Below are 18,334 nucleotides of genomic sequence, written 5' to 3'. Positions count from 1 at the left end.
AATTTTGCTATTGTCTATGCCGAAGGTGTACAAAGCGATGGGGTACTGAAAGCCCGAACGTGGAATGCTGGCACATGCTGCGATTATGCCGTTGAAAAAAAAATTGATGATATAAAATTTATTAGTTTATTGATTGATGAACTATTGAAGAATTATCCGAAACTCAATCGTAAGAAAGTTTATGCAACGGGCATGTCGAACGGGGCAATGATGTCTTATCGGTTAGCGTGCGAACTTTCCAATAAAATCGCCGCCATTGCTCCAGTAGCTGGCTCAATGGTCACTACTCAACCATGTGTTTCGTCAAGGCCAGTTCCAGTTTTGCATATTCATTCGGTTTTAGATACTAAAGTGCCATATAATGGAGGAAAAAGCACTTTTGGCTTCACAATTCCGCCGATTGAGCAGGGAATTAATACTTGGTTGAAGAATAATTCTTGTAATGCTACGGCCAAAACTGTGCAGAATTTCGAGAAATATACCCTTACTCGCTGGGCAAACTGCACCAATAGTTCGGTAGAAATCTATCTGACCAAAGATGGCGGGCACTCATGGCCAAGTGGCGAAAAAGCCAGAGCTGCTGCCGACGAAATTTCAACGGCTATCAATGCCAATGATGTCATTTGGGATTTTTTTAAGCGATATCAGCTGCCATAAAACTCCGAGAGAATAGGTAAATTATGGGGATAAAAGCCTTATCTTGCCTACTCTTTTCAACCTCAATTAAAATTATGAAACGCTTAAAACAACTTGGTAGCTTTAGTGTGGTTTTCATACTACTTTTTTCTTCTTGTAGTTTTGCACAAAATTTCAAATACTACGAAGCACCCGATAAAATACGCATTGCTTATACTGACTCAGGTTCGGGAAAAGTTATAGTACTTTTACACGGTTTTATCAATACTGGGGCCAATTGGCGAAAAACTGCTTTATTCAAAGATTTAGTAAAAAATGGTTATCGGGTAATTGTGCCTGATTTACGTGGAAATGGGCGTTCGGATAAACCACACGAAGATAAATTCTATGCCAACGACATCGAAACGGCTGACATTGCGGGAATTGTTTCTGAGCTAAAAATCAAATCGTATGTGGTTGTTGGTTATTCTCGTGGGGCAATTGTGGCGGCCAAATTACTGACGAAAGACAAGCGAATTTCGCAAGTTGTCTTGGGTGGAATGGGCCAACATTTTACGAACCCAAACTGGGATAGAAGACTGATGTTTGCCGAAGCTTTCAGCGGAAAAGCTCACCTCCACCCTATTGCCGAGGGTGCGGTAAAATACGCCAAATCAATTAACGCCGACACTTTGGCTTTGGGTTATTTGCAAAAATACCAGCCCGTAACCTCACCCAGTGAATTGCTGAAATTCAAGAAACCAGTGTTGGTTATTGCAGGAAATGAAGATAAAGACAACGGCGACCCAGAAGTTTTGCAGACCTATTTTAAGAACGCCACGCTCAAAATTGTCAAGGGAAATCATAATAGCACTTACAATACGGAAGAGTTTTCGGAAGGCGTTCGGGCATTTTTGAAGTAAAAATATTTATTACTGACATAGGGTTGTCAGTGAGTTTGTTTTTCTTTGTAGAAAACCAGTTATCTTATGAAAGTACATACGACCAACTACGAAACGGCCTTCATTGCCGTGGCCGACGATTGCCCCGCCAGCATAGGCGAAGTGCCACCAATGAAGGGTGATAAAAAATCAATCGCCAATATTCAGTTTGAGATTTTGAAGAAAAACCCCTACAAATACACTTCTGACGATGTATTATTTCAGGTTTTTGCCGAAAAAAATGATTTAACCGAAAACGAACTGGCCGAAGCACGTGCTGCTTATTTCTCAAAAGGACAAGCATGCCTTCGAGCATCGCCACTCACAAAGCGTTACGGTTGGGGCGTACACCACAACGAAGAAGGAAAAATCGCCATTTATGGTTGCGAAAGCCCTGAATATGAACAGTTTATGAATGATGATTCGATAAAAGTCTATAAAGCGATGCGGTCGAATAAATAGATAAAAGCTATCACTACTGATTAATAAGCCAATAAACATTTTTGTTAAATTATGGTTTTCAGTAGTATAAACGACTAACGCTCATGGAAATCGACCACATCTTTATTTTTAGTAACACAAATGGCAGCGAAGCAGATAAGCTCGAAGAATTTGGTTTTACAGAAGGAAGTAGCAGAGTCCATCCTGGGCAAGGCACTGTCAATCGAAAATTTTATTTCGAGAATTTTTTCTTAGAAATCTTGTGGGTGCATAACGAAACCGAAATAAAAAGTGATTTAATATTGCCCACTAAACTATGGGAACGTGCAAATTTTTCTAATAATACTTATTCGCCTCTTGGTTTGTGTTTGGTAAATACGGATGATACCGATGCCTTATTTCGTGATGCAACTAAGTATCAACCTGAATATTTTCCTGAAGGATTGAAGATTGATGTTTTGACCAACGAAACAAACCCCTCACTTCCGTGGACTTTCCGACTACCTTTTAAGGGTGATAAAAAGAAAACTTCTGAGCCAACCGAACATTCAAATAATATTAGTCGCCTTACGAAAGCTGAGTTTTCGTTTTTGCCAAACGATAAAAGTGCTAATTTTTTAAAAGCATTTGAAAATCAGGCAAATATTTCATTTATTTCGCAACAAGCCCCCTCACTCATACTTACATTTGATGAGCACCGACAAGGCAAAACAAAAATTTTTGACGATTTGAGTTTAATGATTCTATACTAAACTATTTATTAAAAGGCACTTCATTTACCCAATGAAAACCACGAGTAGTAAGCAAGAAGTTTCTGGGCTTCATTTTCTTCATTGCAACTCGTATAGAATCATTTTTGATTTTTCCTTTCAATAATAAAGTTTCGGCACTGGTCTGTGCATAACTAAATGTATATCGAGCAGTATCGGTTACAGGGGCGGCATAATCTCCCATTCTGATTATATGTTTGGTTGAGTCAAGCTCGAAATTTACCCTTTTACGTAGCCCATCTTCATTCGTCACATAAATCATATCCGTGGCTCCTCGGCGGTCGATAAATACTTCTTGCAAACGCAAAGTATCAGTTTCTGAAACTACGTTATTTCGCTCAAATTTTTCTACTGTATAAGGCCCATAAATAGCCGATTTAGGTGCTGAAATAGGTGCAGCATCTTTCCAATTACTATAAAATTGAGCAACGAAAGTAATTCCAATAAACAATACTTTTAGCACGATTCTACTTATGCGAAACCATTTTTTATCAGCAAAGACTTTCATTTCTTGAGTGGCTTGCGTTGGCTGATTCAATACAAAAAATTGCCAAAGGCGTTTGGCATCAGCCGAAAGTAAATAGATACCTATGAGCATCAACCAAAACGAGAAAATCTTGACGGGTACATCAAAAAACAAATTCATCATAAACACATTAAGCATCACGCCCGCACTCAATAATGCACCCAGTGTGGTGGTTCGGCGAAAGATTAGTAACAAACCTGCAAACACTTCCATCAACCCACCAAAAAGCTGATAGCCTTTAGAGTACGCCATGAATGTCCACAAAAGTCCCATCGGACTCATTTCGCCGAGACGTTCGTAGAGGCGATAAGTGGTAATTGTACCAAATTGTAGTGGAAAAACCTTCACCAAACCATACGAAAGCATAGTTGCTGCCAGATAATAACGCAGGTAGATTCTGAGCCAATAAACCAATTTTTCGTGATTGGCTCGGCTGCGAGCAGCTACCAGCCAAACGATACTCCCGAGCGATGCAATAATGAGAATAGCAAGCTCTTGGAGCCAATTCCAAGTGGTATCGCCACTGCCATTCGGGCGAACAGTTATTTCATCTAAGTCCAAAAATACATTACCTAAAAGATTGATGATTGGTGTCCAAAACTTTTCAATTAGATTATAGACTGGTTCTCCGATAAAATCTAAAGGAAAAGGGAAGGTATTTAGACCAAAGAATAAAAAGCAAAAATAGAAAATCAGTTTATGAGCAACTGACCATTTAGCTTCGTTTGCCATAAGTGTAAAGGTTTAGAGGAAATTGCAGAATCAGAAAACGTTGAAAATATACAAATTTTCTATTTCTTTTTCATTGTTGGCTCTTGCAAAATAGCTAAAAAAAGAAAAAGCTGCACACAATCGTTGCAGCTATTTACCATTTACTAACCTAAACACTATTTATAAACCTATTTTTACCTCCTAAAAAGAGAAGTATAATACCGTGGATAACCCTCAGTTGGTTGATAAATAGTAGAAAAAATTTGTTCCACAAAAATCAGCACAATAATTTCCCCAAAATGTAGAAATTAATCCACAAAAACTCCCTCTGTAGATAATTCTCCTTCTATCTCAATTTTGGTACAAAGTTTTAAAACATAGTTGTACACTTAAACCAACTAACACATGAATAAGATAATAGTAAGTACTTTTCTGATTATTATTTCGATTACAACCGCCCAAGCTCAGTACAAACTGGGTATTGGTGCAAGGCTCAACTACGGCTATGGCCTGAGTGTAAAATACAAAATGAATAACAAAGAAGCCGTCGAAGGTATTCTGTATTCGAGATGGCAGGGTGTGAATCTCACGGGTCTCTACGAGATTCATAAAGCAGCCTTTCAGACACCTAACTGGCGTTGGTATTATGGAATTGGAGGTCACGTAGGATTTTGGCGTGATGGCAAACGCTATGGAAACCCGTGGTTCGATAACAACGATAATCACACGGTTATTGGAGCCGATGGTATTTTGGGACTTGAATACACCTTTCGGGAGATTCCACTCAACCTAAGTTTAGACTGGAAACCCGCCATTAATCTCATTGGCTATCAGGGAGTTTGGCTTGATGACGTAGCAGTAACGGCTCGAATCGCCATTAAGTAAAACTTCTTGTTTTCAACCGTTAATCATTCATAAATCTGTATTTAAAAAATGATTCTCATAAATGTAATTAACCATGAAAAACTTTCTAATAATCGGTCTGATGTTACTGTTTTGGTCGTGCGATAGCATTGATGTTGTACCACTTTTCAATAAAAATTACTCTATCAAAGGAGAACCCGAGCAAGACATTGAGTATGATATAAAACGAAATGAAAAATACGGCGAAAACGAACTTCAAAATTATGACATTTACTTACCCAAAAACCAATCAGATAAAGTACCAGTAGTTGTGTTGCTGCATGGTGGCGGTTGGAGCGAAGGCGATAAAAGTTTTATAAATCCGATTGTTGATATTCTCCGCCAAAAACGCACCAAATGTGCCATTGTAAACGCCAACTATCGACTTACCTTTCAGCAAGGTATCACTTATCAACAACAGTTGGATGATATTGGCTTATTGCTGAAAAAATTACAAAAAGACGCAAAATCTTTAAATATTACGCCAAAATTTTTCCTTTTGGGCATCAGTGCGGGTGGGCATTTGGCAATGTTATACTCGTACACGGCTGATGACAAAAAACTCGTTGAAGTGGTTGGTGGCATTGCAAGTCCTGCCGATTTAACCTCGGAAAGGCTCCGACAAGGACGTATGAACAGCGACATCATCAAGCTAATAGGAAAACCTTTTAACGATGAAACCATCGAACATTATCGTTCGGCAAGCCCAGTGTTTCAGATGAAGAAAACATCGCCCGCTACGATTTTATTTTATGGTGGAAGCGATACGATTGTACCGCCCGAGCAAGGAGAAAAAATGAAGCAAAAACTCGAAGAAATGGGAAGCAAACACGAATATCATTTCTACCCAGAGCTTTATCACGAATGGGGAAAACTACCCGAAACGATTGATAAAATGCTCGAATTTGCCGATAAATATCTTTAAAGACATATATTACTACTACTTCGCAACTCCAAGGCTGCCACCGAAAAAGGCAGCCTTTTTTTATGATACTTTTAGTTTAATCATGATTATTGTTCCTTGCCCAATTGCAGTATCAATATTAATCTGACCATCAAGATGCTCTTTTACACGATAATCAATATTATCTAATCCCTTACCGGCATTCGATGAATTTTTCACTTCAAACCCTTTGCCGTCATCTTCTATAATAACTGTAAGTTTATCTTCAATCTGCTTAAAACTCACCGAAATTTCGCTTGCATCGGCGTGTTTGCGAGCATTATTGATACATTCCTGAATGATGGCATACAAAGCCATTTCTTTGATTAGGTCAAGGCGAGCAAGAAATCCGTTATTTTGTATTCGCACCTTGGGGGCATCCGAATATCTGTACATCTCGATGAGCATCGCCACCAAGCCCAATTTTATGAGGGTACTCGATGCCAAACTATGCGAAATATTCCGTACTTCCTCGGATGTAAAATCAAGCATTGTGAGGCTTTTATTTAGGGCTTCGGTATCGTCTGCTTGCAGTGAATCATTTCTGGTCAAGACCGACAGATTTATCTTCAAAGCCCCCAGTATTCCGCCGAGTTTATCGTGCAGATCTTTGGCTATTCGCTGACGTTCGTTTTCTTGAATCTGCAATTCTATCTCAAATACTTCGGCCTGTAATTTCTTTTTTTCGTCTTGTGCAATTTTAAATTTAAGCGAAAGCCCAAGCGTGAGCATATACATCTCAAACATCGTACAGGCATAATAATAACTGTGAATCTCTTGTACGGGTGTATGATGTAGGTCTGAGATTGTTTCCCAAAAACCCATCGACAACACAGGCAACGTGGCAATCAGAAAAAGCCAAGCGGGTTTGTAATTGAGTCTTAAACTACGATACAGAAGAAAAATTGTAAGCGAACAAAGAACAAAAATGAAGAAATAAAATAGAAAACGGAACTGATAGACATTCCAACCAAAAACAATAAAAAGTACTACAACTGACACCGTACCGAAAGTGGCTACACTGATGGCTCGATTAATGGTAGCGTTTTTGTCATATCCATACACCAAAAACTCACGAGCAAAATATAGATAAAACAGTGATGCAAAAGAGGTAGGAATAGCGTAAAAGTTTTTTGTACGAATAATTTCGGGGATTCTTTCAAAAATTAGGTAATAATAGTCGTTGTAAACGAGCATCATCGTCAGCGATGATAACACACAGAGTAAATAAAAAAGATAGATTCTTTCTTTAAAGAAAAACAACAATGCCGACCCAAAAAGCAATAAAAAAACCATACTACCGATATAAACGCTGTGCAGTAAATCGTGGCGTTTGATGAAATTTTTGGCGGTATTTTGGCTAAACAGACGAAACGGATATACGCTTAGCGGATAATTGAGCGTACGCACCCGAACGTAAATACTACTCGCTTGGTGCGGCAATAACTGAAACGTAAAAGTAAGAAATGGACTGGAGAATTCTCTTGAATGAAGTGGAATATGCGAACCCGTAAGTCCAGTTTTTAGAATTTTGGCGGTGGGTTCTGCAAGCTGATACGACTGCAAGCTGTCGATACCTTTACTTACCAACGAAAAAACTCTGGTTTGATTGGCATTATTGACTACACTAAACTTCAACCATAAATAAGACTGATTATCGCCAAAATTAACGGTTTTTTGGGGTAATTGCTGAAAACTCGTTCGTTTGATTTGGCTGAAAGTAATTTTACCGCTGGGGTCAAGCAGAAAAGAAGTTTTACTCAGAAAATTAACTTCGTGGTCAGTCGGGTTTATTTCTACGGGGGTGTTTTGTGCTTGTGCAGCACCCATAATAAAGCATAGAAAAACAAATAGAATTTTCTTCATAAAAGACCTGTTTCGAAGGCAATCCTTATCAATTCAGCCGAATTTTTGGCTTTCATTTTATGAACAAGATTATCTCGATATTCATCGACTGTATATTTTTTCAGATTCAAGGCTATCGCAATATCTTCGGTTCGAAAGCCTCTCGATATAAACCCTAAAACCTCTTTTTCTCGTTTCGTGAGCGAAATCGCACCTGCAAATGTATCTTCGTTGTCGTGATTACGTTGTTTATTCTTAAAAATTTCCTCAGCCTCTTTCTGCAAATAAATATTGCCTTCCAAAACCGTCAGAATCGCCTTTTCGATTTCATCGATCGAAGTATTTTTAAATAAATAACCTTTTGCACCTAAATTTAGCGATTGTTTAATAAAATTATAATCACTGTGGCTCGAAATAACTATCGATCGTGTTTTACTGTTGTTTGTCTTTAATTCCTCTAAAACTTCTAAACCCGATAAGCGGGGCGAATCATTGCTGACCAGCGGCATGTTTAAATCAAGCAAAACAATTTGTGGATTGAGCAACTGGATATTCCAAAGCGTATCTTTACTTGTGTGGCATACCGCCACAACATCAAACAGTTGTGTAGCATTTAGTGTATTACTAAGTGTTTCGGCTAAAAGTTTGTGGTCGTCAGCAATCAATACGCTAATTTTCATGGCATTAGTTCTGGGCTTTCGCAATAAAATCTAAAGGTATATTTTATATCAAGATTTTAGTCATAGATTTTTGTTTAAGCATTTTTTTGAACAAGGACATTCGGCGTCTCGATACTACAATCAGACGGTTATTAGGCATTTCAATTTCTCGGAAGTCACTACCACATGCAATGTACTTAATATTAACCAAATATGATTTATGAATTCGATAAAAAAGCGAACTATCGAGTCGCTTTTCAACATCTTTGAGAGTTACAGCCACAATATCCATGCGGTCTTTGTAGTATATTTTAGTGTAGTTTATATCTGCTTCACAAAACAGAATTTTTTCGGGTGCAACCTTCGTGCGAATGGTAATCATTACTTCGTTCATAGCAAAAGTTTTTTTAGGCTCTAAAGGAGAAATCAGCATTAAAAAATTTTATAAAAATGTGCAGATTTAATGATAGGCAAAACAAAATTGCATAAATAAAAAGTGGCAGCCAACCCCCATAAATTGGGGTTAGCTGCCACTATCAACAAGGAATAATTGACTGTATAGTTATTTAAGCTTTTCGAAAAGCAGATTTTGTTGTTTCTAAAAAGATACTAGTAATCACTATAATCATTGCAAAAACGGTTACCCAGACAATGAAACGCTGATATTCGGGAGCCTCTATTCTCTTGATAATTATACCTATAAATGCCCACAGTACTGATACCCCAATAAAAGCATTATTAAAATTGAGTACCGTAATGCTTACAATAAAAGCACCAATCATTACCATTAGGCAGGTCCAGAAAACTTCTGATTGTCCAAATCCGTTCCAACCAAAAAACACTAATATTGCCGTAATATTGGCAATTGTAGCGATACAAATCCAACCTAAATAAATGCCAAAAACCGCTTTTGTAACGCCTGGGACCTGAATCTCAGTGTTTTTATTAAGAAAATGTATTCTCCTGACGATATCGATGAGGGTGATCAACAAAGCAAGCATGATCAGAATCGAGAAAAACAAATGTTCATAGTGCCAATAGAGAATCCAGAGGCTATTTAAGATACAGCTCACCACAAATCGTAGTCCGATTTTATCAACCAAAGCATTGGTCGATGGGTCAGGCGATTTGCTGAATAGATTCTTACTTTGTTTTACACAAAAAATCAATAATAATAAATAGATAATTCCCCAAATCGAAAACGTGATGCCCGCAGGCACAAAAAGATTTGGATATTGGTCTGAAAGTTGACCAGTAGTTTTATTATTAAATGGCACTGCATTGGCTAAATAATTGGTGGCTACCATTATCATAAAAAAGCCCCAATTGAGTATCTGTATTGTTTTTACCCCTATTTGTTTTGCTATTGTATTCATAATTCTAAAGATTTAAAGCACATAAAACGACCATGGTTTATACTCGTTCGTTTTCTATTTAGCTAGACGTTATCAATTAAGACTAATTTTTATTTAACAATGTTTTCAACATTTTTTTGAGTAGATTGAACTTCAGTTTGTTTGATCAATACCGTGTAAGAGGCAGGTTTTATACCCTCCCCATATTCAAAAGCGTAGATTTTGGTAAACTCAGCACCAAAAAACAAAATTAATGAAGAGTAATATACCCATGTAAGCAAGATAACTATCGAACCCGCAGCTCCGTAAATATCTGAAATATTTGATTGACCTAAATAAAATCCAATAAAATATTTTCCTATCATAAACAATAAAGCCGTTACGCCTGCCCCCATTAGGGCATCTTTGTTAGCTACTCTTCCGTCGGGTAATACTCTAAAAATAATTGCAAAAAGCAATGTCATTACTACCCAGATCACACCCAAATTGACTATTGTAAATAAATGAACGGTTGATTCTGTGAAAAGCAATGCTAATCTCTGGCTAAATGCCTCGAGCAAAGTATTAACCAAAAGCGAAACAATGAATAAAAAGCCGAAAGAAACGATTAAGGAAAAAGACAAAAAACGATTTGTCAAATATTTTAAAATTCCATTTTTAGGCTTAGCCTTAAGCGACCAAATCTGATTGATAGAATCTTGTATTTCGGCAAAAACACCAGTTGCTCCAACAAAAAGCATCACAAATCCAACAATTCCTGCAAAACCAGTCTTACCAGAAAGCTCAGCTTTTTGTACCATTTGCTGCACCTGTAAAGCAGCTTCTTTGCCAATCAGACCATCTATTTGTCCGTAGAGTTGGCCTCTAATAGCGTCTTGTCCGTAAAAAAAGCCAACTACCGATAAAAATATGAGTATCATCGGGGCCAACGAAAACAAAGTGTAATAAGACAACGAAGCACTCAGCTTAAAGGCATTATCATTCATAAAGCCTTCAAAAGTATTTTTTATAAGTTTTAAATATTTCATAATGTGTATATATAGGTAAGTAAGACTTCATCTGAGTCAATTTTTATAATGACTTCTGTCTTATCAAAACAAAATTTTATACCAGTATATATGGTGGGTATTTTTTTCCACAAAACATATACACATTCCAAATATTTCCCCAGTTTTTGGCCTTATAATCAATGGAATAGAAATTTTATCAGTATAAGAAACAGTCAAAACATTCACATTCTAAACCATTACAACTATGCGTTCAATTTTGTATATCATCGCCGTGATCTTAGTCATTGGATGGCTAATCGGTGCTTTTGCTTACAGTGCTACTGGAATTATTCACGTCTTATTGGTTTTAGCCATCGTATCATTCCTGGTAGGTTTTATTCGTAGAGGCAAAGTCTAATATTTAAAAGAAGATAGTTCATATTTATTCACTATAACAAATTAAAACAATGGAAGCTGTCATTTTAATCGGATTTTTAATAGCAGGTTTATTAACCTCATTTTCGCTGATTTTCTTTTCAAAACACTTCAGCCCTTTTAATTCTGAAGTAGTGAAAAATATGAACTCAGAATACAAACAAAAAGTTGACTACTTGAAAAAAATCAAACACAACTTTAGTCGTATAAAGCAAGTTCACGCCTGATGTATAAGATTGGCCTCTGCTATGCTTCAAAGCATCGGTTTTCTATATTGAAATCATTGTAAACTAAATGCCAAAAAGGTTTTTGTGGCTGTTCTCCTCTGGAAATAGGACATAAAGATTATGAGCATTTAGTTTACCATGTACTAAATACACTGTAAACTAAATAAGTATGAGTTTTGATTTAGTTCCCTCCCCATCGGGGAGGACGGCCGGCCGCTGCCGTTAGGGAGGATGCAAAATAAACTGATTATCAATCACTTACAAACCCCACCCTTTCTTTCCCTCCCCGATGGGGAGGGAGGAACACGAAAAAAATGTTGTACTTACGTAAATTACAATGTACTAAATTTTGGGTACACAACTTTTAAATTTAATAAATACCATGAAAACACAACACGACACACTCAGAGATACCCTCAACGAGCTGATAGAAATCAATCACAGTAGAATTGATGGCTACAAGAAAGCAATAAGCGATGTAACTCAGGAAGACCTGCAAGGATTATTTGGTAGTATTATCAACGAAAGCGATGGCTTTGCTGAATCATTGGCCGAGTATGTCGTAAAACTCGGTGGCGAGCCAAGCACTTCGAGTACGTTCTTAGGAAAAGTACATCAAGTTTGGTTGGATTTCAAAGCTGCACTTAGCTCTAAAAATCGACACACAATCTTAAATTCGTGCGAGTTTGGTGATACCCAAGCCATCAAGGCGTATGATTTGGCTTTAGAAATGAACGAACTTAGCGAGCCATTGCGGGCTTTATTAATCGTACAGCGAACAATTATTGCCGAATCTTTGGATATTATCAGGTCATTGATGAAAGCCAATACCGACACCAAATCTGAAATTGCAGCTTTAGATATTACTCAATAGGTAAAGCTTCTGACGAAACTCTATTTCGCACATACCCATATCAATCATCTTTAAAATAACTAAATTCATGCAAGCAAGTATTGGAATACCCAAAAGCGAAAGCCAAAAAATAACTGACATTTTATCGACATTACTGGCCGACGAACACGTATTGGTCATCAAAACTCGCAATTACCATTGGAATATCACTGGGCCAAGTTTTATGGAAATACACAAGTTCTACGAATCTCATTACGAAATTCTGACCGAAACCATTGATGAAATTGCCGAGCGTATCACTCAATTGGGGTATCAGGCAATTGGCACAATGAAAGAGTTTTTATCTGTCGCTCGCCTGACCGAAGGCCCGTACAACGAGCATCAGACCGAACAAATGAAAGTACTTTTAGCCGACCAAGAGACTCTTTGCAAGAATATCCGTAAAGACATTGATGATATTGCCGACTTGAAAGACCCCGTAACAACTGATTTCTTGACGGGAGTTTTGGCAAAACACGAAAAAATGGCTTGGATGATACGCTCATTCTTGAAATAAACTACCCTCATCTATCAATAGCTTTCTATTTAGTATAGGAAGCTATTTTTTATGGATATACCAAGCCCAAGCAATCAATACAAACTGTAAAGGTAGGCGAATCAAAGCTGCTTGATGGCTACCGATGGCAGGATTTTCTTTGAAAACATCAAAGATATGAAGCGGCAAAAACACCAGCATCATAATCAAGATTCCGAGTGTAGCCATTGAGCGAAAACGAGGAATAAAAACGCCCACGCCCACCGCAATTTCTGCGATTCCAGTCAGATAATTAATGGCTAAACTTGGCAAAAAATCAGGTATAAAAGGAGCATACATTTCGGGTTTGATGAAATGATTGATGCCACCAAAAATCAAAAAAGCCCCGAACAAGTAGGTAAGGATTAGTTTTAGGTTTTTCATAGTACAGTTTTTAGGATTGTATCGCTAAATATAGCGTTTACTATTGGTTCGACAACCAATTCTGCAAAACCTTTTCATCATCGCTCAGTTTTCCGACGATTCGGTAATTCGATTTACCCAAAATAATAGACTCTTTGGCTCGCTCGTTTACGACCGCATACGGAAACCTACCACTGGCATGAATAAAACGCATTTCGTTGTTTTGGTAGAGCAAAAATCCCGTGTGTGTATCAAGCCCGACCACATAAAGCCCAGTGCCAGTCTTTCGCACATCCGCCAAAAAATCAGTAATAGTATATCGGCTAAACCTACGTATCGACTCTTTTTCGACGAGCGATTTTATCATTTCTTCCGAAGGCAACTGTGCGAGTTTATTCCGTTCGATTTTCAAGCCCAAATCTTCCAAAACCGTTGTCACGAAATAGCCACAGGCAATTTTTCCTTCACCTGGGGTTTCGGTCTGCCCATAAAACGAATAACGAGTGCCATACCAAAAAGGCATTAAACTACGAAACTGACGAATAAATACTTGACTAAGATTATCACTGTTGGAAGCTAACTTCTTACGTTCATCAGCCAGTTGATGCAGTGTATTTTTATATTTTTTAGGTGTGAAATAAAACTGATGGTAGCCCCACAAAATGGGCGTTCGTTTCATAAAGTATAAATACACCGAAGCCGAAGCAAGCAAGAAAACAAGCAGAATATATTTTGTATAAGTGCGGCGTTTGGGGCGTTTTTGCATGAATGTTTCAGTATTGTAGCACAAGTTTGAAACTTGTGTTACAAATATTTGAGAAAAACTTTATTAAAACAAAAAAACAGCGAACTCACCCAAAGGCAAATTCGCTGCTTTTATGTAACTATGGTCTATTGTCCATCGTTCGTGGACTCAATTACAAATTCATTTTCTTCAACTCACTCACAGCGAAATCTGCTGCACGAGCCGTAAGAGCCATGTATGTAAGCGATGGGTTTACGCAAGATGCCGAAGTCATGGCTGCACCGTCAGTTACGAATACGTTGCTTGCTCCCCAAACTTGGTTGTTGGCGTTCAAAACCGAAGTTTTGGCATCACGTCCCATGCGGGCAGTTCCCATTTCGTGGATACCGATACCTGGGTTTTTGCTACGGTCATCGTAAGTCTGAATATTTTTCATACCCGCAGCGTCAAGCATTTCGGCTGCTTCATTCATCATTGCTACACGCATTTTCAGGGCATTTTCGCCCCAACCTGCATCAAATTCAACAACTGGTAAGCCCCACTTATCTTTTTTGTCAGAAAGCGTAAAGCGGTTGTTTGAATCTGGCAAAGTTTCACCAAAACCACCAATATTAAACGACCACGGCCCTACTTGTGTCATTGCTTCTTTGAAATCAGCACCGAAGCCGTCCATCTGACCGCCACGACCCCAACTTGCACGGCTGGCACCACCTTGGTAGCCAAATCCACGTACGAAATCACGTTTTTTGTCGCTACCCCAGTTTGTGAAACGTGGCACATAAATACCATTGGCACGACGACCATAATAGTACATATCTTCCATGCCCTCGAAAGTACCCGAAGCACCAACTGCTAAGTGGTGGTCCATGATATTACGACCCAATTGGTCCGACTCATTACCCAAACCATTCGGGTGAGTTTTCGACTTCGACTGCATCATAATCCACGCTGAGTTGATAGCTGAGGCATTCAAGAAGATAATTTTTGCAAAATATTCGTATTCTTCTTTTGTATTTTGGTCGATTGCTTTTACACCAACTGCTTTACCTTTTTCGTCATCGAAAATTACTTGGTGAACAATCTTATCGGTAGTTAAAGTCAAATTACCAGTTTTATTGGCTGCTGGCAAAGTTGCCGACTGCGTACTGAAATAACCGCCATAAGGGCAGCCACGCATACAAGCATTACGGAATTGGCAAGATGCACGACCCAAATCGGTTTGGATTTTGGTTGGAGCAGTCAAGTGAGCCGTACGCCCGATTGTAACGGCACGGCCACCAAATTTCTTGGCAACTCTCGATTTGAATTCTTTTTCAACACAGTTCATTTCCATTCCTGGTTGGAAATTTCCGTCAGGTAATACATCCAAACCATCTTTTGTACCACTTACACCGATGAAGCTCTCAACGTAGCTATACCACGGTGCTAAATCTTTGTATCGAATTGGCCAGTCGATACCATGACCGTCTTCGAGGTTTGCCGTGAAATCACGCTCGTTCCAGCGGTAGCTTTGGCGTCCCCACATCAACGAACGCCCACCTACGTGATACCCACGAATCCAATCGAATCCACGTTTCTCACCATAAGGGTTTTCTTTATCATTTTCAAACATATTGCGGTGTTCTTCACGGCCAGTATAACCCGTACGAACACTTGCCCAATATTGTTCACGAGCCATATTATCCATGTTTCCACGGTGCGGAAAATCCCACGGATTTTTCATTGCATTTTCGTAACCCTCCACGTGCTTAATGTCACGTCCACGCTCAATCATCAATACCTTTAAGCCCTTCTCACATAATTCTTTGGCAGCCCAGCCACCTGATATCCCCGACCCTACAACGATGGCGTCGTAAGTCATTTTCTCTTTTTCTTTACCTTGAATATTCATCAGATTGAATAGATTATTATTTAAGTATTATTAGTCTATAGTCCACAAACCACGGTCAGCAGTGGTAATAGTATCAGTACAATAGTCAAATTTTCTGTGGACAGTCGACTATCGACTGTTGACTATTTTATAAAGCCCAAGCTTTTTGTCCTGGAGTCATTTTTACACAACCCTCGTATTTACCCGGAACCTCCACATAGGCCAATGCTTGTTTACAACCAATTTCTGAAGTAAAGTAGCCCAAAAGCGTCAATTCTTTCATTATTTTGAAGAAAGGCACTGGTGGAGCTTCTTCTTTTCCTTTACTTTCTTTAGCAAGACCAGTTTCAGAATCTACAATTTTCTTAGCAGTTTCGTTTTTCTTAGCTTCATCGTTTGCCATCGCCTCAAATTTCTTCAAGAGGGCAGTTTGTTGCTCAGGCGTACTTTCCAAGAATTTTTTGCCACCATTGGCTTTTTTCGATTCTTCTTCGAGTGCATCCAAACCTTTCACAAAATGCTCTTGTTGCGAAGGTTTGTAACAGTCTTTCAGCATCATTTCTACGAATGGACCAACACCAGCTTCTTTAGCTCCTGGGGTTGTAGTTTTCGGAATAATGATTTCGGCTATTTCGGCAACCAAGCTTTTGTAGTCGGTCGATAACGCAAAAGAGGTTGCGGCTTCGGTTGCAGTATTAGACTTGCAGCCTTCGAGCATCGCAATCATTGTTGGGGCAGACAAAGCACCTCCCATCAGGTAGGCAACTCTTTGTATGGCATCTCTTCTATTCAATGTAAGACGTTCTTTTAGGATTGACAATTAGATTAAAGTGGTGAAATTACGAAAGAATAACTTGTCTGTGCAAGTATATACGAACGAAAATTCTAATAAAAGCGATAAAACATTGAAATTATTGTATTTTATTTTTATTCACCAAGCGAAATTATTACCATAAAATCTTTATTTTTTACTATGTTTTAAAATATTACCGAATTGCAAAAACATTTTTTTTAATTCAAAATCATAGACTTAAAGAAGCAAAGCAGTCGTTAAGTCCACTTTTTTAGAAAAAATTTTTATTTTTTTTATCTGAATAAAATTTTTGTTTCTAAAAAAAGTTATACATTTGTGCCAACAAATTAAAGACTAAGAAATACAAAACTTTAATCTGAAAATACCCTCGTCAGATAATAAAAGTTTTTAAAATAATTCCCCTTTAGGGGTTGGGGGTGGCTTTAAAAATATGAAAATAGCAGTAGTAGGAACAGGATACGTAGGACTCGTAACGGGTACTTGTTTTGCCGAAACAGGCAACCAAGTGACTTGTGTAGATATTGATGAGCGTAAAGTTGAGAAACTTCGCAAAGGAAAACTAACCATCTATGAGCCAGGTTTAGATGTGATTTTCGACCGTAATACTAAAGAAGGTCGTTTGAAATTTACAACAAATTTAGCTGAAGGTATCAAAGATGCACAAGTGATTTTCTTGGCATTGCCGACACCTCCGGGTGAAGATGGTTCAGCCGATTTGAAGTATATTTTGGGGGTTGCCAATGACCTTGGGCCATTGCTCGAAAATTATGCAGTAATTATTGATAAGAGTACAGTACCAGTAGGCACAGCCGAAAAAGTACGTGAGCGTGTAGCCAAAAATGCAAAAGTTGAGTTTGATGTTGTATCAAACCCAGAGTTTTTGCGTGAAGGTGTTGCCGTTGAAGATTTTATGAAGCCTGACCGTGTGGTTATCGGTACGACTTCTGAAAAAGCTAAGAAAGTAATGGAAAAATTGTATGCTCCGTTGGTGCGTCAGGGAAATCCGATTATCTTTATGGACGAGCGTTCGGCCGAAATGACAAAATATGCAGCGAATGCTTTCTTAGCAATGAAGATTACGTTCATGAACGAAATCGCTAACCTTTGCGAAAAAGCAGGTGCCAATGTCGATGATATTCGTCGTGGTATCGGTACTGATAGCCGTATTGGTAAGCGTTTCTTGTTTGCTGGTATTGGTTACGGTGGAAGCTGCTTCCCGAAAGACGTACAAGCTTTAGAAAAAACTGCTAATGAGTTTGATTACGATTTCAAAATTTTGAAATCAGTAATGAAAGTAAACGAGAAGCAAAAAACAAAGATGATGCCACACGTAAAGGCATATTTCGATGGCGATTTGAAAGGCAAAACAATTGCTCTTTGGGGATTGGCTTTCAAACCTCACACTGACGATATTCGTGAAGCTCCAGCTTTATATAATATCAAAGAATTGCGTAAAGCAGGTGCTAAAGTAGTAGTTTATGACCCAGAAGCAATGGAAAATGTGCGTGGTGTAGTTGGTAAAAAAGTAAAATATGCTAAAAGCCCCTACGAAGCCATTGAAGGAGCTGATGCCTTGATGATTATGACCGAATGGCCAGAATTCCGTACACCAGATTTCGATAAAATGGAAGCTGCTCTCAAAAATAAAGTTATCTTTGATGGCCGTAACCTTTACGAATTAAAAGATATGCGTGATTTAGGCTACACATATTTCTCAGTTGGAAGACCCCTAACCCCTAAAGGGGAATAAAAGGA

General features: G+C 38.4%; 20 protein-coding genes. 10 read left to right on the top strand and 10 right to left on the bottom strand.

Annotated elements, in window-relative coordinates; translation table 11 throughout:
• From ACOVO2_RS14945 to ACOVO2_RS14930, 4 genes are all read left to right on the top strand, one after another.
• Positions 1-657: alpha/beta hydrolase family esterase (locus ACOVO2_RS14945; RefSeq protein ID WP_421770752.1), on the top strand; the 657-nt coding region annotated here is incomplete at its 5' end.
• Positions 658-731: 74 nt separating this feature from the next.
• Complete coding sequence (locus ACOVO2_RS14940) at positions 732-1,538, top strand: alpha/beta fold hydrolase (RefSeq protein WP_421770751.1); 807 nt, start codon at positions 732-734, stop codon at positions 1,536-1,538.
• Between the two features lie 66 nt (positions 1,539-1,604).
• Positions 1,605-2,018, top strand: coding sequence for a DUF6157 family protein (locus ACOVO2_RS14935; RefSeq protein ID WP_421770750.1), 414 nt, complete (start codon positions 1,605-1,607; stop codon positions 2,016-2,018).
• A gap of 83 nt (positions 2,019-2,101) precedes the next feature.
• On the top strand, positions 2,102-2,749 hold the full coding sequence (locus ACOVO2_RS14930; protein ID WP_421770749.1) for a VOC family protein: 648 nt from the start codon (positions 2,102-2,104) through the stop codon (positions 2,747-2,749).
• Position 2,750: 1 nt separating this feature from the next.
• On the opposite strand, the gene ACOVO2_RS14925 is transcribed toward ACOVO2_RS14930, so the two are convergent.
• Positions 2,751-4,025, bottom strand: a complete 1,275-nt coding sequence (locus tag ACOVO2_RS14925; protein ID WP_421770748.1) for a DoxX family protein — start codon at positions 4,023-4,025, stop codon at positions 2,751-2,753.
• A 384-nt stretch (positions 4,026-4,409) separates the two neighbouring features.
• Here ACOVO2_RS14925 and ACOVO2_RS14920 point away from each other — a divergent pair, with 384 nt between their 5' ends.
• Together ACOVO2_RS14920 and ACOVO2_RS14915 are read left to right on the top strand one after the other, a co-directional pair.
• Positions 4,410-4,889, top strand: coding sequence for a hypothetical protein (locus ACOVO2_RS14920; protein WP_421770747.1), 480 nt, complete (start codon positions 4,410-4,412; stop codon positions 4,887-4,889).
• Between the two features lie 73 nt (positions 4,890-4,962).
• A complete protein-coding gene (locus tag ACOVO2_RS14915) occupies positions 4,963-5,832 on the top strand; it encodes an alpha/beta hydrolase (RefSeq protein ID WP_421770746.1) in 870 nt (289 codons plus the stop codon).
• Between the two features lie 60 nt (positions 5,833-5,892).
• Here the strand turns inward: ACOVO2_RS14915 and ACOVO2_RS14910 are convergent, their stop codons facing one another.
• The 5 genes from ACOVO2_RS14910 to ACOVO2_RS14890 all read right to left on the bottom strand — a co-directional run bounded on the left by ACOVO2_RS14910 (position 5,893) and on the right by ACOVO2_RS14890 (position 10,737).
• Entirely contained in the window at positions 5,893-7,716 is a 1,824-nt protein-coding gene (locus ACOVO2_RS14910) for a sensor histidine kinase (protein ID WP_421770745.1), read from the bottom strand.
• Positions 7,713-8,375, bottom strand: a complete 663-nt coding sequence (locus ACOVO2_RS14905) for a response regulator (protein ID WP_421770744.1) — start codon at positions 8,373-8,375, stop codon at positions 7,713-7,715. Before ACOVO2_RS14905 ends, ACOVO2_RS14910 begins: the two co-directional genes overlap by 4 nt.
• A 43-nt stretch (positions 8,376-8,418) precedes the next feature.
• Positions 8,419-8,787: a LytR/AlgR family response regulator transcription factor gene (locus ACOVO2_RS14900; protein WP_421770743.1), complete on the bottom strand. Its 369-nt coding sequence runs from the start codon at positions 8,785-8,787 to the stop codon at positions 8,419-8,421.
• Positions 8,788-8,920: 133 nt separating this feature from the next.
• Positions 8,921-9,730, bottom strand: a complete 810-nt coding sequence (locus ACOVO2_RS14895) for a hypothetical protein (RefSeq protein WP_421770742.1) — start codon at positions 9,728-9,730, stop codon at positions 8,921-8,923.
• 89 nt (positions 9,731-9,819) lie between these two features.
• On the bottom strand, positions 9,820-10,737 hold the full coding sequence (locus ACOVO2_RS14890; RefSeq protein ID WP_421770741.1) for a YihY/virulence factor BrkB family protein: 918 nt from the start codon (positions 10,735-10,737) through the stop codon (positions 9,820-9,822).
• Between the two features lie 226 nt (positions 10,738-10,963).
• On the opposite strand from ACOVO2_RS14890, the gene ACOVO2_RS14885 reads away from it, so the two are divergent.
• From ACOVO2_RS14885 to ACOVO2_RS14875, 3 genes are all read left to right on the top strand, one after another.
• Positions 10,964-11,116, top strand: coding sequence for a lmo0937 family membrane protein (locus ACOVO2_RS14885; protein ID WP_421770740.1), 153 nt, complete (start codon positions 10,964-10,966; stop codon positions 11,114-11,116).
• A 626-nt stretch (positions 11,117-11,742) separates the two neighbouring features.
• Positions 11,743-12,234: a ferritin-like domain-containing protein gene (locus ACOVO2_RS14880; protein ID WP_188764722.1), complete on the top strand. Its 492-nt coding sequence runs from the start codon at positions 11,743-11,745 to the stop codon at positions 12,232-12,234.
• A gap of 67 nt (positions 12,235-12,301) precedes the next feature.
• A complete protein-coding gene (locus ACOVO2_RS14875) occupies positions 12,302-12,769 on the top strand; it encodes a Dps family protein (protein ID WP_421770739.1) in 468 nt (155 codons plus the stop codon).
• Between the two features lie 42 nt (positions 12,770-12,811).
• Here ACOVO2_RS14875 and ACOVO2_RS14870 read toward each other — a convergent pair whose 3' ends face one another.
• The 4 genes from ACOVO2_RS14870 to ACOVO2_RS14855 form a co-directional block, all read right to left on the bottom strand.
• Positions 12,812-13,171, bottom strand: a complete 360-nt coding sequence (locus ACOVO2_RS14870) for a MauE/DoxX family redox-associated membrane protein (protein WP_421770738.1) — start codon at positions 13,169-13,171, stop codon at positions 12,812-12,814.
• Positions 13,172-13,211: 40 nt separating this feature from the next.
• Positions 13,212-13,916 (bottom strand): hypothetical protein, encoded by a 705-nt coding sequence (locus ACOVO2_RS14865; protein ID WP_421770737.1) that lies wholly within the window; start codon positions 13,914-13,916, stop codon positions 13,212-13,214.
• 151 nt (positions 13,917-14,067) lie between these two features.
• Positions 14,068-15,786, bottom strand: a complete 1,719-nt coding sequence (locus ACOVO2_RS14860) for a GMC oxidoreductase (protein WP_421770736.1) — start codon at positions 15,784-15,786, stop codon at positions 14,068-14,070.
• Positions 15,787-15,913: 127 nt separating this feature from the next.
• A complete protein-coding gene (locus ACOVO2_RS14855) occupies positions 15,914-16,558 on the bottom strand; it encodes a gluconate 2-dehydrogenase subunit 3 family protein (RefSeq protein WP_421770735.1) in 645 nt (214 codons plus the stop codon).
• A gap of 451 nt (positions 16,559-17,009) precedes the next feature.
• Between ACOVO2_RS14855 and ACOVO2_RS14850 the strand changes: the two genes are divergently transcribed.
• Positions 17,010-18,329 (top strand): UDP-glucose dehydrogenase family protein, encoded by a 1,320-nt coding sequence (locus ACOVO2_RS14850; RefSeq protein WP_421770734.1) that lies wholly within the window; start codon positions 17,010-17,012, stop codon positions 18,327-18,329.
• Positions 18,330-18,334 lie beyond the last annotated feature (5 nt).

It is taken from the genome of Emticicia sp. (genome assembly GCF_049241225.1).
GTDB lineage: Bacteria > Bacteroidota > Bacteroidia > Cytophagales > Spirosomataceae > Emticicia.
Note: the sequence above shows the minus strand (reverse complement) of the source record. Positions and strands in the feature narration are given on the sequence as shown.